The 21,010-nt window shown below is 31.8% G+C and carries 21 protein-coding genes; 18 read left to right on the top strand and 3 right to left on the bottom strand.

From position 1 onward, the window contains the following. Positions 1-15: 15 nt before the first annotated feature. The 9 genes from AC1RPN_RS03435 to AC1RPN_RS03395 all read left to right on the top strand — a co-directional run bounded on the left by AC1RPN_RS03435 (position 16) and on the right by AC1RPN_RS03395 (position 12,007). Positions 16-876 (top strand): MurR/RpiR family transcriptional regulator, encoded by an 861-nt coding sequence (locus AC1RPN_RS03435; RefSeq protein ID WP_481761179.1) that lies wholly within the window; start codon positions 16-18, stop codon positions 874-876. 257 nt (positions 877-1,133) lie between these two features. Continuing rightward, positions 1,134-2,825 carry an arginine--tRNA ligase gene (gene argS, locus AC1RPN_RS03430; RefSeq protein WP_481761180.1) on the top strand — a complete coding sequence of 564 codons (1,692 nt, stop codon included), beginning with the start codon at positions 1,134-1,136 and terminating at the stop codon, positions 2,823-2,825. 285 nt (positions 2,826-3,110) lie between these two features. Beyond that, the gene (locus AC1RPN_RS03425) at positions 3,111-3,821 is read left to right on the top strand and encodes a Crp/Fnr family transcriptional regulator (RefSeq protein ID WP_481761181.1); all 711 of its coding nucleotides are present in this window, start codon (positions 3,111-3,113) and stop codon (positions 3,819-3,821) included. A gap of 70 nt (positions 3,822-3,891) precedes the next feature. Further along, entirely contained in the window at positions 3,892-4,359 is a 468-nt protein-coding gene (locus AC1RPN_RS03420) for an arginine repressor (RefSeq protein WP_409022715.1), read from the top strand. A gap of 152 nt (positions 4,360-4,511) precedes the next feature. Then, positions 4,512-6,632, top strand: coding sequence for a PBP1A family penicillin-binding protein (locus AC1RPN_RS03415; protein WP_481761182.1), 2,121 nt, complete (start codon positions 4,512-4,514; stop codon positions 6,630-6,632). Positions 6,633-6,708: 76 nt separating this feature from the next. Further along, on the top strand, positions 6,709-7,053 hold the full coding sequence (locus AC1RPN_RS03410; protein ID WP_481761183.1) for a YlbF/YmcA family competence regulator: 345 nt from the start codon (positions 6,709-6,711) through the stop codon (positions 7,051-7,053). Positions 7,054-7,124: 71 nt separating this feature from the next. Further along, entirely contained in the window at positions 7,125-8,345 is a 1,221-nt protein-coding gene (locus AC1RPN_RS03405; protein WP_481761184.1) for a metallophosphoesterase family protein, read from the top strand. Further along, entirely contained in the window at positions 8,332-11,022 is a 2,691-nt protein-coding gene (locus tag AC1RPN_RS03400) for an ATP-binding protein (RefSeq protein WP_481761185.1), read from the top strand. The genes AC1RPN_RS03405 and AC1RPN_RS03400 overlap by 14 nt, the downstream gene beginning before the upstream one ends. Before the next feature lie 10 nt (positions 11,023-11,032). Next, positions 11,033-12,007 (top strand): 3'-5' exoribonuclease YhaM family protein, encoded by a 975-nt coding sequence (locus tag AC1RPN_RS03395; RefSeq protein WP_481761186.1) that lies wholly within the window; start codon positions 11,033-11,035, stop codon positions 12,005-12,007. Positions 12,008-12,093: 86 nt separating this feature from the next. On the opposite strand, the gene AC1RPN_RS03390 is transcribed toward AC1RPN_RS03395, so the two are convergent. The 3 genes from AC1RPN_RS03390 to AC1RPN_RS03380 all read right to left on the bottom strand — a co-directional run bounded on the left by AC1RPN_RS03390 (position 12,094) and on the right by AC1RPN_RS03380 (position 13,889). Beyond that, complete coding sequence (locus tag AC1RPN_RS03390) at positions 12,094-12,999, bottom strand: peptidylprolyl isomerase (RefSeq protein WP_481761187.1); 906 nt, start codon at positions 12,997-12,999, stop codon at positions 12,094-12,096. A 135-nt stretch (positions 13,000-13,134) separates the two neighbouring features. Next, a complete protein-coding gene (locus tag AC1RPN_RS03385) occupies positions 13,135-13,458 on the bottom strand; it encodes a hypothetical protein (protein WP_481761188.1) in 324 nt (107 codons plus the stop codon). Further along, on the bottom strand, positions 13,458-13,889 hold the full coding sequence (locus AC1RPN_RS03380) for an HIT family protein (protein WP_481761189.1): 432 nt from the start codon (positions 13,887-13,889) through the stop codon (positions 13,458-13,460). The genes AC1RPN_RS03385 and AC1RPN_RS03380 overlap by 1 nt, the downstream gene beginning before the upstream one ends. 114 nt (positions 13,890-14,003) lie before the next feature. Here AC1RPN_RS03380 and AC1RPN_RS03375 point away from each other — a divergent pair, with 114 nt between their 5' ends. From AC1RPN_RS03375 to AC1RPN_RS03335, 9 genes are all read left to right on the top strand, one after another. Beyond that, the gene (locus tag AC1RPN_RS03375; protein WP_481761190.1) at positions 14,004-14,741 is read left to right on the top strand and encodes an ABC transporter ATP-binding protein; all 738 of its coding nucleotides are present in this window, start codon (positions 14,004-14,006) and stop codon (positions 14,739-14,741) included. After that, complete coding sequence (locus AC1RPN_RS03370; RefSeq protein ID WP_481761191.1) at positions 14,738-15,955, top strand: ABC transporter permease; 1,218 nt, start codon at positions 14,738-14,740, stop codon at positions 15,953-15,955. The genes AC1RPN_RS03375 and AC1RPN_RS03370 overlap by 4 nt, the downstream gene beginning before the upstream one ends. A gap of 65 nt (positions 15,956-16,020) precedes the next feature. Next, positions 16,021-16,809, top strand: coding sequence for a phosphotransferase (locus tag AC1RPN_RS03365; RefSeq protein ID WP_481761192.1), 789 nt, complete (start codon positions 16,021-16,023; stop codon positions 16,807-16,809). A gap of 74 nt (positions 16,810-16,883) precedes the next feature. Continuing rightward, on the top strand, positions 16,884-17,543 hold the full coding sequence (gene trmB / locus AC1RPN_RS03360; protein ID WP_409022703.1) for a tRNA (guanosine(46)-N7)-methyltransferase TrmB: 660 nt from the start codon (positions 16,884-16,886) through the stop codon (positions 17,541-17,543). Between the two features lie 165 nt (positions 17,544-17,708). Next, positions 17,709-18,788, top strand: a complete 1,080-nt coding sequence (gene pepA, locus AC1RPN_RS03355; RefSeq protein ID WP_409022702.1) for a glutamyl aminopeptidase — start codon at positions 17,709-17,711, stop codon at positions 18,786-18,788. Positions 18,789-18,793: 5 nt separating this feature from the next. Beyond that, entirely contained in the window at positions 18,794-19,114 is a 321-nt protein-coding gene (locus tag AC1RPN_RS03350; protein ID WP_409022701.1) for a thioredoxin family protein, read from the top strand. 18 nt (positions 19,115-19,132) lie between these two features. Further along, positions 19,133-19,591, top strand: a complete 459-nt coding sequence (locus AC1RPN_RS03345; protein WP_481761193.1) for a universal stress protein — start codon at positions 19,133-19,135, stop codon at positions 19,589-19,591. A 2-nt stretch (positions 19,592-19,593) separates the two neighbouring features. Continuing rightward, on the top strand, positions 19,594-20,232 hold the full coding sequence (gene ytpR / locus AC1RPN_RS03340; protein WP_481761194.1) for a YtpR family tRNA-binding protein: 639 nt from the start codon (positions 19,594-19,596) through the stop codon (positions 20,230-20,232). Between the two features lie 65 nt (positions 20,233-20,297). Beyond that, positions 20,298-21,010, top strand: a 713-nt coding sequence (locus tag AC1RPN_RS03335; RefSeq protein ID WP_481762407.1) for a hypothetical protein, incomplete at its 3' end; no start/stop codon positions are given.

The raw sequence follows: 21,010 nt of genomic DNA, 5'->3' as shown, positions 1-21,010 counted from the left end.
AAAGAGGTAAGAAGTATGGGTAATTATTTGTACACAATACAAGCAAATATGGATAAATACACAAAGGTAGAGCGAAAAATAGCACGGTTTATTTTAGAGCACCCTCAGAAAGTAATAAGAATGAGTACACAGAGTATGGCAGAGGTGGTAGGTGTCAGCACTGCAGCAATAACGCGATTTGGAAAAAGTATTAGTGATACTGGTTTTCCAGGATTAAAATTAGAATTATCAGCAGAAATCCAAGATGATAAATCAATGCTCGAGGAAATTAATCCTAAAGATGATTTAGTGACGACACAACAAAAATTAACCATGCGGATACAACATACGATTGAGGAATCAAATAAAACATTAGATGAGGAAGTCGTTAATGCTGCGAAGGTTATTGCAGAGTCAAAAATAATCTATGCGTATGGAATTGGAGCATCAGAAATTGTAGCTAAAGATTTCCAACAAAAATTTATTCGAGTTGGTAAGTCTGTTATAGAAACACTTGATACACATCTAATTGCCGTTGGATTATCGCAACTAAAAGAAGGAACAACTTTATTCTTGATATCAAATTCAGGGGAAAATACGGATGCAATTAAGTTAGCAAATCTTGCAAATCGACAAAAAATAAAAGTTATCGTTTTAACACATAATAAAAAAAGTACATTGGCCAAATTAGCTAATATTATTTTAGAACATGACGATAGTGAAGAAAATAAAAAATTCAGAAGTGCAGCGACTACTTCTTTAATTGCTCAATTATATGCAGTCGATCTTGTGTATTATTCTTTTGTATCAATTCATTTTGATGATAATGTTACAAGATTGACAGATTCAAGGGATGTCGTAAAGAAATATTTCACCAAAAGCAAACCTAAATTCTAAAAACACTATCTTTTATAATATTAATTTGTTACAATCAAACTATAAATTCGATGATAAAAGCTAGTAAACTAATTAATTTTAAAGCAAGTCTAGGTTGATGGAAGCTAGATAAAAGCGTTAGTTGAATCGTACTTTTTAGAAATAACTGAATATTTTGAGTGGATATTAATCAATTAGAGTGGTACCGCGGGAATTCTCGTCTCTTACATAATTATTTGTAAGGGGCTTTTTTTATACAATTTTAGGAGGAATGGATAATGAATTATAAACAACAAGTTGCACAAGCATTGGTTGCTATCGTTGATGGAAACCTTACTGAAGAAGAAATTATTGCCAAAATTGAAATACCAAAAAGTTCTGATATGGGGGATTATGCATTTCCAGCTTTTGCATTAGCTAAAGCATTTAGAAAAGCACCTCAGATGATTGCTAAAGACTTAGTAGAGAAAATTGATCAAAGTCAATTTGAGTCAGTTGCTGCAGTTGGGCCATATGTTAACTTTTTCTTGAATAAGGCTGCATTTAGTCAAGATATTATTGAACAAGTGCTTTCAAATGGCAGTGAGTATGGCGCATCTGATATTGGTCATGATGGTAACGTACCAATTGATATGTCATCACCCAATATTGCTAAACCTATTTCAATGGGACATTTACGTTCAACTGTGATTGGTAATTCAATTGCAAACATCTTGGCTAAAATTAATTATAATCCAATTAAAATTAATCATTTAGGCGATTGGGGAACTCAATTTGGTAAGTTAATTACTGCTTATAAATTATGGGGTAGTGAAGCAGAAGTTAAAGCTGATCCTATCAATAAATTACTTGAATACTACGTTCGTTTCCATAAAGAAGCAGAAGAAAATCCAGAGTTAGATGTTGCAGCTCGTGCATGGTTTAAAAAGCTCGAGGATGGCGATGAAGAAGCAATCGAACTTTGGACTTGGTTCCGTGCAGAATCATTATCAGCTTTCAATAAAATTTATGATATGCTGGGTGTCCAATTTGATTCATTTAAAGGGGAAGCCTTTTATAATGATAAAATGGGCGAAGTTGTGACAATGTTAAAAGATAAAAATTTGTTAAAAGAAAGCCAAGGCGCAGAAATTGTTGATCTTGAAAAATACGATTTAAACCCTGCCTTGATTCAAAAAACAGATGGGGCAACTTTATATATTACTCGTGATTTAGCTGCTGCTATTTACCGTAAACGGACGTATAATTTTGTACAGTCATTGTATGTTGTCGGAAATGAACAAGCTAACCATTTTAGACAATTAAAGGCTGTGTTAAAGGAAATGGGTAATGATTGGTCAGATGATATGCACCACATTCCATTTGGCTTAATCACACAAGGTGGTAAGAAATTATCGACTCGTTCAGGACGTGTTATTTTACTTGAAGAAGTTTTAGATGATGCTACAAGCCTTGCTAAAAAACAAATTCAAGATAAAAATCCTGACCTACCAAATGCTGAACAAGTTGCTAAAGATGTTGGTGTTGGGGCTGTTATTTTCCATGATTTAAAGAATGAACGTATGAATAATTTTGATTTTGTTTTAGAAGAAGTTGTTCGTTTTGAAGGTGAAACAGGTCCCTATGTCCAATATTCAAATGCTAGAGCACAAAGTATTATTCGTAAAGCGGGTGATGTTTCAATTAGTGAAAGTAACAATGAACTTTCTGATCCTGCTGCATGGGATACAATTAAGTTACTTGGTGACTTCCCTAAAATAATTAAACGTGCAGCTAAAGAATATGAACCATCAGTAATTGCTAAATACGCTATTCATTTATCAAGAGCATTTAATAAATACTATGCAAATTCAAAGATATTAGTTGAAGATGATCAAAAATTAGCTCGTTTAGCACTCGTTCAAAGTGTGAGCGTCGTTTTAACAGAATCATTAAGATTATTAGGCGTAAATGCACCAAAAGAAATGTAATTAATAAAAAAGTTGACTTAATTGTTAACTTTTTTATTTTATCTAAATATTGTTAGATGTACTTTTTAACGATGATTGTGCGTTTGAACACAAAATGGATGTGCGAATACGACCAGTTTATTTTTATCATTTTGGTACTGTTAGATTAATGATTTAGAGCTATCAGTGAATCAAAAAAATAAACCAGGGTCTCCAAAATCCGAAAAAATAAATCGACATTCTATATTTAATCTGATAGTGTTGATAGTTATATATCATAAATATAGGTATTAAGGGAGTAAAGGGATGATTACAGAAAAAGAAAGACAAAGGTATCGATCAGAATTTTCTGACCATGAGTTGTTTGGTTGTTTAAGTGAGGATGAACAAGGAGCTTGTTTTGAACAAATTACATTTAAAAGATTTCTAAAAGGAAATACTATTTTTGATATGAATGATAAACGTGATTTTATTTATGTTGTCTTGGATGGATTAGTTAAAATTGAACGTGGTGATCGAGCTGGTATTTTTCAAAATTATATGTATGTTACATCGAAACAAATATTTCCAATTGGTGGAATGTTACAGAGTGAATATTATACTGTTTCAAGTCGTGCTGCTACACTAGCGACGGTCGCTAAGATTCCTGTTGAACTTATTGAGAATTTAATCAAAACACATTATGAAGTTTCTGCGTACTTATTTGGGCAAATTGATAATATTTTAAATTGTTCAGAAGTGTTAAGGTTAAGAACCGTATGTAGTAATACAACAACCCGGATAACACAAGTGTTACAGTATTTAAGTGAGAATCTAGCCGATAAACATGGTGAGAATAGTCTGCGAATCCCATATGTGATTACACATGAAGATATTGCGACGATTAGTGGAACGCGGCGTGAAACCGTTGGACGAGTTATTCAGAAATTAGTGTTAGATGGTTATATTATTAGAGATTCAGGTATGCTTATATTTGAATCAAAATTCAATAAAATGAATAAAATCGTCCTAAATTAAGCGTATTATTTCAGTATTCATATTTCTTTTGCTATACTAAGAATAAATACTCATTCAAAGAGGGATTCTTATGAAGAAAGAGATACGTCAAGCTAAAATTGAACAGTTAATTAATAAAAAAGTAATTGCAACGCAGGATGATTTGATTTCAGAATTGGAACATGTGAATATTAAGGCGACTCAAGCGACTATTTCTAGAGATATTCGTGAAATGAAAATTGTTAAAGCTCAAGATGAACAAGGTGATTTGAGATACGCAATTTTTAAGTCAGGTAATTTAAGTGAAGAAGTTCATTTATTTGAAATTATTTTTGAAGTCGTTACTAATATTACTAAAATCCAATTTATGAATGTTGTTAAAACGATTCCAAGTAACGGTAATTTACTGGCAGCAATTATCGATGATTTTGGCTTCCCGGATATTGTTGGAACTGTTGCGGGACATGATACAATTATGATTATTAGTTCAGATGAGCAGGCCGCACAACGTGTCTATGATATTTTTACTGAACACGCAAATCCAGATAATTTAATTTAAAATACTGTGAGACTAAGGAGTAGATAACATCTACATTTCTTAGTCTTTTTTTAAATATTTAAAAATATCATAATAAAAAGGCTAATTTACTTTTTATAATATTGCTATGGTAAAATAATAAATGATATTAAGATTAAATATGGGGACAACTAATGAAAAATGAAAATAAAAGAACTAAAAATGAAAATTGGTTTGTAATACATCTAATTCAATTTAAAAATTGGTTTCGACAGGGATGGAAATTTGTGCATGGTTGGAAATGGTTGACTATTTTTATTTTAGCAATTATTTTAGGTTCGAGTGCGTATTTAACTTATGTAGCCAAAACAACAAATGTTAGTGGGTTAAAAGCTGCTTTACAACAATCAACTGAGGTTTTTGATAAAGATGGCGATAAAGCAGGATCGTTATACTCTCAAAAGGGTACTTACGTTTCATTAAATAAGATTTCACCCAATATTCAAAATGCTGTACTGTCATCAGAAGATCGTAATTTTTATCATGAATATGGATTTTCAATCAAAGGGATGGCACGTTCTGTGGTTTCATTGGTTAAAAATCGATTAACTGGAAGTAGTGCAATTAGTGGTGGCGGAAGTACTATAACGCAACAACTTGTTAAAAATGCATTCTTGTCACAGGAGCAAACTTATAGTCGTAAGGCTAAAGAAATATTTATTTCAATTGAAACGGAAAAAGTATATTCAAAAAAAGACATTCTAACGATGTACTTAAATAATGCATATTTTGGTAATGGCGTTTGGGGTGTTCAAGATGCCTCTAAAAAATATTTTGGAAAAAGTGCTTCAGATTTAACTGTTAGTGAGGCTGCAGTTATTGCGGGTATGTTAACATCGCCAGGGGCATATAATCCGATAGATCATCCTGTTGCAGCTAAACAAAGGCGTAATGTTGTTCTGAATGTTATGTATGAAAATAAAAAAATCTCTAGTGCAGAATTATCAAGTGCTAAGCAGACGGGTATTACATTAAATGATACGTACGATTATCAATCAGGTTATAAATATCCTTATTATTTTGATGCCGTTATTAGTGAAGCAATTAAAAATTATGGGTTAACTGAATCAGATATTATGAATCGTGGTTATAAAATTTATACGGCGATGGATCAGACCCATCAAGAAGCTATGCAAACATCATTTGATAACTCTACCTTGTTCCCTTTGGATGCTGATGATGGGACAAAAGCTCAGGGTGGATCAATTGCTATTAATTCAACGAATGGTGGTGTGACAGCAGTTGTTGGTGGACGAGGTAAACACGTTTTTAGGGGATATAATCGAGCGACTCAGATTAACCGCCAACCGGGGTCAACACTAAAACCAATTGCCGTATATATGCCTGCTTTAGAAGATGGCTATTTTTATGATTCTGAATTAAAAGATAAAAAACAATCATATGGATCAAATAATTATTCACCAAATAATTACGACAATCAATATGCAGGTAAAATACCAATGTATAAGGCATTGGCACTTAGTAAAAATGCGCCAGCTGTGTGGTTGTTAAATAAAATTGGTGTTGATAAAGGATACGATGCTGTTAAAAAATTTGGTATACCGGTTAAAAGTTCGGACAAAAACTTAGATTTAGCTTTGGGTGGTTTAACTACTGGTGTCTCACCCTACGAAATGGCTAGTGCATATACTGCGTTTGCTAATGGTGGTATTCAAAAAAAGGCTCATTTTATTACTAAAATTGTTGATGCTTCTGGTAAAACGATTGTTAATAATTCAGACAATAGTGAAACTAAAGTTATGAGTAGTAAGGTAGCTAAATCGATGACAAGTATGATGATGGGTGTCTTTGAAACTGGAGGAACTGGCGAACTTGCTGTCCCAGCTGGATATACAGTTGCTGGTAAAACGGGAAGTACAGAGGCTAAAAAAGGTTCTACAGATGGGACGAAAGATCAGTGGGTTATTGGATATACACCAGACATTACTGTCGCAACATGGGTTGGTTTTGATCAAACTGATGATACTCATTACCTAAGAAATTCAAGTGGGGATATCGTTGATTCCTTATTTAAAAGCGAAATGTCAGGTATATTACCTAATACTGCTCAGACAAGCTTCTCAACGAAATCTGCTACTACTTTAGCAAATAATACCGGTTCAAATGATAGTGGAGATGGTATTTTAGAATCAGTAGAAAAGCAAACAGATGAAATAAAAAATAAATTATCTGATTCTGCTAAAAAAGCCCAAAAATGGCTCAGTGATAGTATTAATGGGATGTTTGGAAATTAGAACAAATCAATGCAAATTATGGATAAAAATGATACACTAATTAAGTTAATATAAATTATTATTGGAGGAATCAGAAATGGTTGTTAATATTTATGATACAGCGAACCAAATGAGTCAAGATCTTAGTCAAACGGAAGAATATAAGGCTTTGAAATCAGCTTATACAAAAATGCAAGAAGATGAAATTGCATATAAATTATTTAAAGAATTTCAAACAATTCAAATGTCTTTGCAACAAAAACAAATGAATGGTGAAGAAATGACAGACGAAGAACTTGAAAATGCTCATAATCTTTCAGAAAAAATCGGTGATTTTGATACAATCAAAGATTTAATGGTTAAAGAACAAGTTTTAAGTGAAATTATGAATGAAGTTAATTCAATTATCACAAAACCAATACAAGATTTATATCATAATTAATTCGAATAAAAATCCTGGAAGCAAAGCAATTATGTTTTGTACCAGGTTTTTTTTTATAAAGGAGTGGGAAGATGAAATTTATTCATGCAGCTGATTTACATTTAGATAGTCCTTTTGGAGGATTAAAAAATGTACCAAGTCAGTTAATGGATTCGATTTATCAGTCAACATTTAAAGCTTTGAGTAATCTCGTAGATACGGCTATTGAAGAATCAGTAGACTTTGTTTGTTTAGTTGGGGATTTATATGATTCATCTGAGATGAGTATTATGGCACAAACAACGTTAATTAGTCAGTGTGAACGACTGCAAAAGGCCGGAATAAATGTTTATTTGAGTTTTGGTAACCATGATTTTTCTGATAATGCTCAAGATCATTTAACTTTTCCATCAAATGTAACTTTATTTACAAGTGAAGTTGAAACAGTGACGCACATTTTAAAAAATGGCGATGAAGTTCGATTAACTGGGTTTAGTTATGCACATAGATGGGAACCATCAAAAATCGTTGATTATCCTGTTCGTGGTGATGAGAAATGGCATATTGGGCTTATCCATGGGGCAAATGAGGGTATAAATTCAATATCAGATGAAAGTTATGCACCATTTACTGTTAAAGAATTATTACAGAAAAATTATGATTATTGGGGATTGGGTCATATTCATGTAAGACAGATTTTGAATGAACAACCCCCAGTTATCTATCCTGGAAATACACAAGGTCGGCACCGTAAAGAATCAGGCGATAAAGGGTTTTATCTAGTGAATAGTGATGGAAATAAGTTGGTTCCCAAATTTATAACGTCATCTACAATTGATTGGGAAACAGTTAATATTTCAATGGCAAAAATTGATTCACTATCAGATGCTATTGATAAGATTGACGCTGAATGCCAACTTTTTTCTAAAGATAAATCATATTTAATAGTGATACAAATCACAGATTTAGATAATTTTAGTGATAGCCTAGTAAATCGCATTCAAAATGGTGATTTATTAACTGCTTGGATTCAAAAACATATGCCAGATAATTACTATTGGATTGTTAAAATTAAAACGGTGATTAATAAAAAGGTAGCTTTTGAATCAATTGATCAACAATACTGGGAAGAAAGCGCAAAACGTGTTTTTACTGATGATGGAATGACTGAACTCGCTGATAAATTATTACAAATTCCGGAACTTAATACGTACTTATTAGAAACGGGACATTTAGTAGAATTACAAGAAAATTCAAAAACATTGCTTCATGAAAATCAAGCGATAGAGGGTCATATAGATGAAAATAACTAAAGTTAAAATTTACGGATTTGGGAAGTGGCATGATAAAACGTTTGATTTTAATCAAACGAATCAGGTTATTTTTGGTCTGAATGAAGCAGGTAAATCGACGTTAACAGCATTCGTATTGAGTATGTTATTTGGATTTGCAAATGCGAAAAAGAAGTACCAACAATATCTGCCTAAAGACTCATCCACATATGGTGGAGAGTTGGAATTATTAATTGGTAACGATGCTTATCGACTAACTCGTACACAAGGTAAATCTGGTGGCAAGGTATCTATTGTTAAAAGTGATGATGGGATGAAAGTAGCTAGTAGTAAGCTGCATGAATGGCTAAATCCAGTCGATGAAAATTTATACAATCAAGTATTTTCATTTAATCAGCAGGCGTTAAACCAAGTATTTAATTTAACGAATGAAGATTTAAATGAGTATCTAACGACGATGGGAGCAGTTGGTAGTCAAGAATGGTTAGAATTAACTAAAAAAATTCAAAAAGATGCCGATCACGTCTATAAGCCAGCAGGTCGTGTAACTGAGTTAAATAAGGAAATTGCGTTATACAATGATTTAGTTAATAAAATAAATATTGCCAAACAGAAATTTCCGGAATATGTTGAGACACAAAAAAAGTTAGATCAAAATAGGGAACAAATTAAAGGGCTACAAACAACACAATATAATCTAACCAAAGATTACCAACGCTACGAACAATTAAAGCAAAATTGGTCAATATATGAACAATCTAATGAGTTGACGGATAAGCTAAAACAAACTGATGAAGATGCTATGATTTCTGTTGATAATTATCAAAAAATACAAAATTTACTAGAGAAACAAAAGATAAATAATGAAAGGTTAAAATCGATTAATCAGAGTGTAGTTGATGAAAAAGAAAATTTAGCAGCATTAAATTTAATAAATTTTTATGAAAACAATAAAGTTGATTTTGATATATTATTTGAACAATTAGCTGATAATCAACAATATTTAGATAAAGTTGTATTAGAACAGACGAGTTTAAACCAACTATTAACAGAACAAGAACGGTTAATGATGCAATATCAAAATATCAACGGAAAAGTTCCAATAGCGTTTGATCCTGATGATTTTAAAAATATTGTCACATTAATTAAATCTGAAGAGAGCAATAAACGAATACTTCAAGAAATTGAACAAAAGCAATTGACGAAAAAACAAGATATTTTAGATTTAAATCAATCAATTGATCAAAAAAATCAAGTACAAAAAAGTAAATGGTCTACACAACAAAGTATCTTAGTAGGGGTAAGTGTTATACTATTTGTACTAAGTATGATCTTACCAATGCCGTTTAAAATAATGGGATTGATACTAGATATTATGATAGTTGTATATACCATAATTGTATTTAAGCAGTCTAATTCTAAGGATAAATCAAGTAGTGATGCTCTGATGCAAATACAAAATAAAAGACAAATGATTACTGCAGAAATTGATGAAAATCAATTGAAGATAGGTGAACTGGACGAACAATTGAGACAAACTGATACTGAATTAACGGATTATCAAATTCAATACGTTTTAGATGATTTTCCAAAGAATCAGTGGTTCTCAATTCAAAATGACTTAAGTCGAATACAGTCTATAACAGATCAAATTAGTCAAAAATCAGCAGAAATTAAAACGTTAACTGACAAGATAAAAAATTATTTGAATCAGACAGATTTTGCTGATAGTTTTCTAGCACTAAATAAAAGTGATATGGCAGATAGTTTAGCTAGAATTAGAGGCTTTAATGATAAATTACAACCTTTAATTGCTGAATCACAATCAATAAAAAATAAAATGGGCTATTTAAATGAACAACAAAAGCATGAAGATAATGTGACTGCTGATATTTCTAATCAAATTAATGAAATATTAACGCAATATCATTTAACGTCAATTGAGCAATTTGAAAAAAATTACGATTTACAAAAGCAATTTGTTCAAGACAAATCTAAATTGGATACAATTAATGAGCAGCTTCCTGTGGAGGTTAGAAAAAATCTTGCTAGATTTGAAACGAAAGAAAGTTTAGATGAACAATTAGATGAGCTTACAGAACAATTGAAACAATTGCAAAATAGTATAATGAACATTAATCAGGAGATTATTGATCAACAGACGTTATTACGGACTTTGAAGGCAGAAGGGAATTATACAGAACTTCGACAAGAGTTGGCTGAAAAAGTTACAATTTTAAGTGAATTAGCTGATAAATGGTTAACTCAAAAGTTAACTATTAATTGGATTAACGAGGCATTAAAAGACTCTTCTGGGGTTAGAATGCCACAAATGTTGCAATTAGCAAATCATTATTTTGAACTATTAACATTAGGCCATTTTACACAAATAAATAATATATCAGGATTATTAACCGTCGTTTCTTCTGATATGGTATCATTTGAAGTGGGAGAATTGTCACAAGGAACAGCAGAGCAGCTATATATCGCACTTAGATTTGCTTTAATCATGACAATTAATAAATCAATCGAATTACCATTAATTATTGATGATGGGTTTGTTAATTTTGATAAAAACAGAAAAAATGCCGTTTTAAAACTAATACGAGAAATAAGTAAAAAAGTTCAAATTATTTATTTAACGGCAGATGATTCAGGATTAACTGGATTTGATAACGATAAAATAATTAAGTTATAGGAGGATGGACATGGCACAAGAGAAAAAAATATTTGAATATAAAGTTGACGAAAACGTAGCATTATTTGTTTTAATTAAGAGTGCAGAAGTTAGAAATACAAAGAATAATAAGCAATTTATTGCATTTAATTTTGAAGATAGTTCAGGCCAAATTAGCGCTAAGCTTTGGGATGCAACGCCAGAGGCAATTGAACAATTTCAAACGGGTAAAGTTGCCTTTATAAAAGGAAAACGTGAAGTTTACCAAAATAATCCACAGATGAAAATCTATCATATTAGATTGACTGAAGAGGGTGAACCTAATGATCCGAGTCAATTTGTCGTTAGTGCACCAATGAAAAAAGATGAGATGGAAGAAGAATTTAATAAAGCTATTTTTGAAATTACAAACCCAAATTGGAATCGAATTGTAAGATATCTCATTGCCGAAAAACATGATGATTTTTTCAGTTATCCCGCTGCAAAGAAAAATCATCACGCATTTTCTGGTGGGTTAGCCTACCATACACTTTCAATGTTGCGATTAGCTAAATCAATTGTTGCCGAATATGGTGATGTGATTAATGCACCATTACTTTACGCAGGTGTGATTTTACATGATTTAGGAAAAACAATCGAATTATCAGGTTCTGTGGCAACAACTTATACATTAGCTGGAAATTTAATTGGGCATATTGTATTAATTGATGAAGAAATTGTTAAAGCAGCAGGTGAATTAAAAATTGATCTTCAGACAGAAGACATGATTTTATTACGTCACGTTGTTCTTGCGCATCATGGGTTACTAGAGTATGGTTCACCAGTGCAACCTCATTTAATTGAAGCAGATGTTTTACATCAAATTGATAATATTGATGCATCAATTCAAATGTTGAAAGGGTCATTGGCTCATACAGAAGAGGGCGAATTTTCTGAACGTATATTTGGTATGGATGGTCGAAATTTCTATAAACCACATGCTGACAGTAATGTAACAAATAATTAAATTGAAAAATATCTCAATGGATAAATTCCATTGAGATATTTTTTTCGAAAAAAAAACACCAGATATAATCTGATGTTTTGATGTATTTATTTTGAAGATGAAGAAGATGATGATAAGTAGCTTGAAAGAACATCTTTCAAGTCATCATCTTTGATTGATACGTTACCTTTTTTAAGAACTTTACCAACAATTTTTTGTAATTTAGTTGAGTCAGCCATAGTTTCAGTAACAATTTGTTCTTTTAAGTCAGAAATGTGATCGGCTTTTTTACCTTTACCAGCATTTTTAACACTCAAGATTACATCATAACCTGCTGTTGTTTTAACAGGTGTAGTTGTATATTTACCTTGTTTTAAATCAAATGCAGCTTTTTTAAATTCTGCTGTTAGTGTTGTATCTGTATTGTTAAATGCAGCTAAAGTACCACCAGTACTTGCAGAAGTTGTATCTGTTGATTTTGATTTAGCTAATGCAGTAAATTTGTCAGTTAACTTTTTAGCAGTCTTTTGTTCATCAAGTTGTTTGATGATTTTTTCTGCATCTGATTTTGAAGCAACTTGAATACGTTGAACTGTAATAGTTGGTTGGTATTCTTCCCATTGCTTATCTACAGCTGTAGAACTTAAATCACTGTAATGTTTAACAGCAGCTTTTAAAAGTAAGTTAGAACGTAATTCTGCTTTAAAACTAGTCTTTGTCATACTGTTTTGTGATAAGACAGATGAGAAACTTGAACCATATTTAGCTTTATAAGTATCGTATTGTTTTGTGACTTCTTTATCAGAAACATCATCACCATATTGTTTTTCCAATACTTTGTTCAAAATCATTTGTTGTAAAATTGATGTACCACTTGAAGTTTTCTTCAAACTATCGTAGTAAGCACTTTCTGTAACCTTACCACCTGAAGTAGTTGCAACTGTTGAGCTCCCACAACCCGCTAATGTAAATGTTAATAGTACGCCGGCTAAAGCAACAAGCCATTTTTTCATAACCTAACACATCCTATTTCTTAAATTTTTTGTCTTCTCAATGAAAGACTAATACGTTTAATATAACATAATTATCATATAATGAAAGTAAATGACCGAAAATTCACAAAAAAATCAAACTTTTAAAAGCCTAATTCATTGATACTTTTCTAATTTTTTATTAATTTTATTGATATTTGGCTCGATCTCATAAGTAAACTTTTCTATACGATTGCTAATGGAATCGACGATGGGTAATGTTTCTTCGATAATCGTATTCAGATGATCTGTAGCATACTGCAATTTTTTTGATGAATTAGTTACGCGATTGATATCATTTTGATAGTCAGAAAAATCTGCTTTTAACTGAACTTTTTTATCTGCAACAAAAGTAATAAGTTCATCTCTATGGTTATAGGCATAGTATGCTGACCCACCAATAATTGATAACAAACTAATTCGTTTAAGTGTTTTTGACATTATTTTTCTCCAATCTTATTCTTGATTGACATCATAATTGATTCAAGTTGCTCGGATGTGTACTTCTTGGAATTATCCTTGAATGACATTTTAAAAGTATCTTTTGTTGAGTATCTAGGAATTAAATGAAAATGTGAGTGAAAAACAGATTGGTAAGCTAGTTCACCGTTATTATTGACGATATTCATCCCTTGAATATCTGGATTGCTTACTTTAATTGCGGAAGCAATCATTGGAATTTTAGAAAAAACTTTACTAGCGAGTGCTTGGTCATATTCAAAAATATTAGCAACATGTTTTTTTGGAATAACAAGTGTATGGCCTGGGGTTGTTTGTGAGATATCAAGAAATGCTTTAATGTCTTCATCTTCGTATACGGTGAAACTAGGAATATCATTGGCAATTATTTTACAAAAAATACAGTCAGTCATATGTTTGCCTTCTTTCAAAGTTAGTTAATACTTTTATTATACATCATGAATGATAATTCACCATAATATGATATAATTAAAGGCATAAATAAATTGTAAATGGGGAATTAGAAAATGACATTAGAAGTTAAAAATTTAGTGGGTGGTTACTCTCAAATACCAGTTTTAAAAGATATTTCTTTTGAAGTTAAACCTGGAAATGTCGTTGGCTTAATTGGTTTAAATGGTGCAGGTAAATCGACTACAATCAATCATATAATTGGGTTATTAACCCCGCAAAAAGGAACTATTAAATTAAATGGCGTAACCTTAAGGGAAGATAGCCAGGCTTATAAATCACATTTAGCATATATTCCTGAAACGCCTATTCTTTATGAAGAATTAACATTAAAAGAACACATTGAACTCTCAATGATGGCTTATGGATTGAATGAAACTAAGGCATGGAAAAAAGCTAATGAATTACTTAAAATATTTAGACTTGATAACAAGTTAGAATGGTTTCCCGCTAACTTTTCAAAAGGGATGAAACAAAAAGTTATGATTGTCTGTGCTTTTTTAACAGAATCTGATTTTTATGTTATTGATGAGCCATTTCTCGGGCTAGACCCCTTAGCAATTAACGATTTATTAGAGTTAATTGTTGCTGAAAAGAAGCGTGGCGCAAGTGTCTTAATGTCAACTCACGTTTTAGCCACAGCTGAAAAGTATTGCGATTGGTTCATTTTACTGAATAAAGGTGAAATTAAAACACAAGGAACAATGGTTGAATTAAGACAAGCCTATAAGAATCCAGATGCTTCCTTAGATGAAATTTATCTTGGTTTAACTAAGGAAGAGGTAACAAAATGAAAGACTTATGGACAACACGTTTAAAAAGTCATCAGTTATTATTATTAAAATATTTACGATATGTTTTGAATGATCATTTTGTTGTTGCAATTATGTTTTTTGTTGGTGGACTTGGTTTGGCTTATTCAAATGGGCTAAAGGTGATGCCTGTTAATTTAGTTTGGTATCGGCCTGCATTAGTGATTGGATTACTGGTGATTTTACAAATCGGCCGTTTAAGTACGTTATTAAAAGAAGCGGATATTGTTTTTCTTTTACCACAGGAACATGCATTAATTAGTTATTTAAAAAAGGCAAAACGCTATTCAACAGTTATGGCCAGCTTAATGCAAGTTGGATTTATTGTGTTACTTATCCCAGTTATGATGATTGGAATGAAAATCTCAGTAATCAATATTATTTTCTTGATTTTAACGCAACTATGCTTGAAAAATAATTGGTTAGTCATTTCATTACTTGAAAAATATCAAAATAACCGGTTTAGTTGGGGAAGTATCAAATTAGTTAATATTTTATTGCCTATTTTGATTTATATCCTTGGATTATATGGTACGTTTATTCTGAGTTTTATCGTTGCTATTTTAAGTAGCTTTGTTTTAAATCAGCTAGCTGCAAAAGGATTTAAGGAAATCTTTGATTGGAAAAAAGCAATCAGTTTTGAAGAAAATAGAATGTTAGGGATTTACCGTTTCTTTAATTTATTTACTGATGTACCAATGGTTAGAGGGAATGTTAAGAGAAGAGTGTACCTTGATTTCATTTTAAATCATATTAAAAAAGATGACGCAAATGTTTATACATTTTTATATGCAAGGGGATTTATTCGCGGAACTGAATTTAGTGGCTTATTTATTAGATTAACTCTAATTGGAGCGCTAATTATTGCATTTATTTCAAATGGTTGGCTAGCACTCGCATTTTTAATCTTATTTATTTATCTGATTGGTTTTCAATTGTTACCTTTTGCAAAACATTACGATAATATTATTTTTACTAGACTATATCCAAAAGGAAAAGAGTATCAAATTAAGAATTTCAAAAAGTTTACATTAACAATTATAAGTGTAAGTGCAGTACTTTTTAATATCGCAATCTATATTGGTACAGGACAATTTTTAATGATGGGTTATGGTGTTTTGGTGAGTTTAGTGGAAATAATGCTGTTTACTAATGTTTACTTAGTTACCAGAGTTAAAAAAATCCTTGACGTATAATAGGGATGTTTGTAAGATGAAACTATAGCATCAGAGCTTAGTCGGGAAAAAGAGGTAATAATAGTATGGATTTTAATTTAGATCCCGGTTGGCAATTGTTACCAATTGGTGGAGATACAGGCACTGCATACATGGGTACACGTGCACAAGAAAAGGTGTTTTTGAAACAAAATATGTCACCTTTTTTAGCTGCGCTCTCAGTTGCTGGTATTACACCAAAATTAATTTGGACTAAGCGAATCTCAAGTGGGGATACAATAACTGCACAAGAGTGGCTAAATGGACGAAACCTTCATTCTGATGAAATGGATCAAAAAATGGTTCCTGAATTATTATCTAAAATTCATCGCTCAAAGCAATTAAAAAATATGTTGAGACAGGTTGGTGGAGAAGTTATCACACCTAGTGGCTTATTAGCTAATTATTTTGACGATTTGAGTGATGATTTAAAGCAGCACCCCTTGCTATCAAAAATGTTTCAGCAATTAAATGAACATCAACCTGAACTATCAACGGATAAGTATACAGTTTGTCATGGTGATTTGAATCATCGAAATTGGTTACAGTCTGATACTAATCAATTATATTTAGTTGATTGGGAGTCAGCAAAAATTGCTGATCCTGCTATGGATTTGAGCTTAGTTATGTCTGAATACATTCCAGATACACAATGGAGTAGTTGGCTGAGTGGTTATCATGAGTCATTGGAGAATAACGATTTATTAAACAGAATAAACTGGTACATTATAATAGCAAAATTACAACGAATAAAAAAAGCACATCAATTAAGTCGATTTCATGAAATGAATCAGGCAATAATAGAATTACAAAAATATAATATAAAAATGGATTAAAAAGTAAGTGGGGCTAAAACGATTAATACGTTCTAGCCCCACTTACTTTATCAAATGAAATGAGGATATATAAGTTGAGATTAAGAAATAAAGCATGGGCTGAACCGTTAATTGCAGAACATCCGGAACTACTTGTAACATCACCTAATCAGTTTAAGGGTAAATGGCAATCAAGATTTGAGAAAAAACAACCACTTTTTATTGAAATAGGTATGGGTAAGGGTGGATTTATTATGGGAATGGCTAGAAAATTTCCGGAATATAATTTTATCGGAATTGAATTGCAAACGACAATTGCAGCAATTACGTTGAAGAAACAAGTTGAAGCACAAATTCCAAATTTACAATTAATTTTAGGTAACGGTGATTCGGTAACTGAATTTTTTGATGATAATGAAGTTGATGGCATTTATTTGAATTTTTCAGATCCTTGGCCTAAAACAAGACAAGCCAAACGTCGACTTACTCATGGCAGTTTCTTAAAAGGCTATGAAAAAGTTATGAAAAATGATGGTCATCTTGAATTTAAGACAGATAATCGTGGCTTGTTTGAATACTCATTAGTTAGTTTAAATGAGTATGGAATGGGTTATGATCAAGTTTGGCTTGATTTACATGCAAGCGTTGAAGCTGAAGATAATGTCATGACTGAATATGAAGAAAAATTTAGTAAAAAGGGACAGCCTATCTATAAGTTAGAAGCACATTTTAATACGTCTAAAAATCTGGAATAAAAATTCCAGATTTTTTTTGTAAAAACGCCGTTACATAGTAACTAAGCTACATTCATGGATTCTTTTATGGTACTATTATATAATATAAAGTAAGAAATATTAAGCTAAGTGAGTAGACAAAATTGGGACTAATTCGTCCAATAAAATGAAAAGGGGCTCTCTAATATGAATGATAAAACGTTTAATTTAGTTAAAACAATGACTGAACTTCAGGCAACAAGTGGATTTGAAAATAACGTACGTGATGTAATGCGCGAAAAAATGACACCAAATGTTGATGAGGTTGTTCAGGATGGTTTGGGTGGGATTTTTGGTATCCGTAAAAATGCAGATATAAATGCACCTAAAATTATGACCGCTGCTCATATGGACGAAGTTGGATTCATGCTTGCCGCAATTAATGACAATGGGTTATTTTCAGTTCGCCCACTTGGTGGATGGAATCCATTTGTTGTTTCTTCACAACGATTCACACTAACAACACGATCAGGTCAAACGTACCCAATAATTTCTTCTTCAGTATCACCTCATTTATTGCGTGGTGATAATCATCAAAATGCAACACCACAAATTAATGATATTTTATTTGATGGTGGATTTGAATCTGCAAGTGAAGCAAAAGAGTTTGGTATTGCACCAGGAGATTATATTGTTCCGGATGTTGAAACAATTAAAACAGCTAATGGTAAAAATATTATTAGTAAGGCATGGGATAACCGTTACGGTTGTACTGCAGTACTGGAAACACTTGAAAAATTAAAAGACGTAACATTACCAAATACTTTATTCGCTGGTGCTAATGTTCAAGAAGAAGTTGGACTACGAGGCACGCCAGGTGCAGTAAATATGCTGAAACCTGATTTATTTTTTGCTGTCGACTGTTCAGCAGCAAATGATATTGAAACAACAAAGGGAACATTTGGACATCTTGGTGAAGGAACGTTGATCAGAATTTATGATCCAAGATTAGTAACGCTTCCTAGATTAAAAGAATTTTTATTGGATACTGCTTCGGATAACAATATTCCTTATCAGTACTTTGTTTCTCAAGGTGGTACTGATGCTGGCGCAGCTCAAACAGCAAATAATGGTATTCCAAGTTCTGTTATTGGCGTTTGTGCACGTTATATTCATACGCATCAAACAATGTTCTCAATCAGAGACTATGAAGCAGCAAAAGAATTACTTGAAAAAACAATTTTAGGATTGGACCGTTCAACTGTCGATACAATCATTAAGGGGTAGTTAGATTGGAAAAATTAAAAGTTTTAGAAAAAGATAAATTAAATGAATTATTATTGAATGGTAAATCATTGTTTTATTTTACGGCAGGTTGGTGTCCAGACTGTAACTTTATTGAACCATTAATGCCTGAAATTGAAGCAGAGTATTCCGATTTTAAATTCTATAAAGTAGATCGCGATGAACAAATTGAACTTTGCCAAGATTGGGGTATTTTTGGTATTCCGAGTTTTGTTGCATACAATAACGGTGTTGAGCTTGATCGTTATGTGAATAAAGAGCGTAAAACGAAAGAACAAATCGAATCATTTATGAACAAATTAGACTAAACCATTGGGGTGATAGTGATGTTTGAACAAGTTTATAAAAGAGTAATGGTCGGGATAGATGGAAGTGTGCAATCTGAACGTGCATTTAATCAGGCAGTTGAGAGTACTTTAAAAAACGAGGCTAGTTTAATAGTTGTACATGTTGTTGAGCGAAGTGTTGACAATACATTTTCTGAAGATGAAGATGACGTTACAACTGAAGTTAAGCGATTAAATGATACCTTAGCCGACTACAAACAAATTGCGATAGATAAGGGCGTTATTGATGTTGAAACTATTTTAGTATATGGATCTTCTAAAGTTTTATTAAGTCGTGAAATACCAGAAGAAAAACATATTGATTTAATTATGGTTGGGCAAACAGGGGCTAACGTTGTTGAAAGATTTGTGAATGGATCAACAACAGATGCAATTCTAAGAAATGCGCCATGTGACGTCTTAGTCATTAGTGATAATAAGAAGGGAACTCATAAATAAATATGTTAATAGCAAGTTATAATTTAAAGAACGTTGGCGATACATTAATGGTTGTTTTACGTGAAGAGGTAGAAAACCAAAAGTCAGAATTAAAAAATAATGTCGTTCGTATTTTCAATGAAAAATCGAATGAAACGTTGGGATTTAATTTTCTAGAAATCTCTAAAGAATCACTTGATTTAGTAGGTAACGGACAAATCTTTTTAGATGAAAAACAAGTAGAAAAATTAAATCAACTTATCGTTGCTGCTGGATTTAAGGATGTACTTGTTGTCGATGACGATCCTAAATTTGTTGTGGGATATGTAGCTGAATGTAATGAACATCCTGATTCTGATCATTTGCATATCACAAAAATTGAAGTCAATAATGGTGAGACACTAGATATCGTTTGTGGTGCACCTAATATTGAACAAGGTCAGCTTGTTGTTGTTGCTAAAGTTGGCGCAATGATGCCAACTGGGGCTATTATTTGGCCGGGTAAATTACGTGGTATTGATAGTTATGGCATGGTTTGTTCAGCTCAAGAGTTGGCTATTCCTAATGCTCCAACTGTCCATGGTATTTTAGTTTTAGATGAAAAGATGAATCATGTTGGTGATGCATTCGATTTTGAGAAGGCAGCCAAATTATTTGCATAATATAGATTTATAAAAACTAATTGCGGTTATTGCAATTAGTTTTTTACATAGTTAGGATGAAATTAATGGAGCGTTACGATGGACCTGCATTTTATAAGAAAACGTTAAAAAAAGATGTAAATAAACCACATCACAATGAGAAATTTGCGCGCAAAGAGACAAAGATAGATAGTCAAAGTGAAAAAGCACAAATTAATCGCTATTCTCGAGGTTTCAAACCAAAACAAATCCCCACATTTTTTACAAATAAAAAGCAAAATAAAAACGTAAGGTATCGGAAAATTTTAGTTCAATTAACTAAAGCAAAGGATACTTATTTACTGTTTGATGATTTTGCTGAAGAGGAAAATCAAGTATCTAATAATGATGAAAATACGTTATATTCTGTGGATAGTGTAGCTAAAAAAATAGTACCAGAAGTAGATTCAGTAATCGAAGATAATAAACAAGAAGATACTTTATTACAAAATACAAATTTAGAGCCTGATGTGTTTGATGAAAAAAATGAACAGATAAAAAAAGCAAATATAAATGTAGTTGCTAATAACAAGCACGCTTTAGCTCGAGGATTATTTGAAATATCAGTTTCTGAGAATGAGGCTCAAAATGAATTAGCCGTTTTTAAAAATAAACCTGAAGTTTTGTCACGTGAAGAACTTGCATTTGTAAGTACCAATCACCAAACTAATGAAGAAGTACAAGAAGTACAAGAAGTACAAGAAGTACAAGAAGTACAAGAAGTACAAGAAGTACAAGAAGTACAAGAAGTACAAGAAGC

This window comes from Dellaglioa sp. CoH-57-MRSF-20 (genome assembly GCF_056781955.1).
Note: the sequence above shows the minus strand (reverse complement) of the source record. Positions and strands in the feature narration are given on the sequence as shown.